Below are 841 nucleotides of genomic sequence, written 5' to 3' on the forward strand. Positions count from 1 at the left end.
TTATATATAATCATATTTTCAAGCACCTTTGCATAACCATCTACTCTTTTCATTTTTTTGTATGTTGAAGGAGTTCCTGCATCTATAGAAGTTGTTATGTGTATTCTATTTTCTTTCAATGCATTATATACAGATTTACTATATTTCAATGAATTACTAAAAAGCATAACAGTACCACAATTATTATCTACTAAATAATCTAAAAGTTCATCAAAATTATTCAATAATGTAGGTTCTCCACCATTAAATTCTATCCAGTTATCTGAACGAAATTTTCCTTTTTCTTTGAATAATTCTATAAATTCTATAATATTTCCATATATTGGAGGTTTAAAATTATTTGTTTTTGTAAAGGAACAATATGAACATCTTAAATTACAAGAAGTAAAATGTTGTATATTGAATCCACAAACTAGTCTACTTCCACCTAGATATTCAAAATTTACATCTTTATAATTTCTTTCCTCCAAATAATTACACTTTAAGCAAGAACCTGTATCTCCATCTCTTAAACCATTAACTTTCTCAAATAATTCTATCCTCCTTTGAACAACTAATTTATATGTAACTTTTCCATTTTTCATTTCTTCTGCTGTTATTATAACAGGAGATTGAAATGTATTAACAACACAACAAGTTATACCTTCATAAGAAAATCTAACACCATACTCTATATATTTACAAATTTTTACTTTATCATTTGGTTTAAAATGACACATTTTATATATCCTCCAATTTTAAGTTGTTTTTTAATAAAAAACCTATGCTGCAATTTTATCTTGCAGCATAGGTTGTAATTTATTAGTTATTATTATAATATTATTGTCATTAGTATATATGT

1 protein-coding gene is annotated in these 841 nt (G+C 24.6%); it reads right to left on the minus strand.

Annotation, left to right across the window (positions count from 1 at the left end; translation table 11 throughout):
- Positions 1-719, minus strand: a 719-nt coding sequence (locus tag EZH24_RS12825; protein ID WP_137999424.1) for a radical SAM protein, incomplete at its 3' end; no start/stop codon positions are given.
- Positions 720-841 lie beyond the last annotated feature (122 nt).

Source organism: Brachyspira catarrhinii, from assembly GCF_005518285.1.
Lineage (GTDB): Bacteria > Spirochaetota > Brachyspiria > Brachyspirales > Brachyspiraceae > Brachyspira > Brachyspira catarrhinii.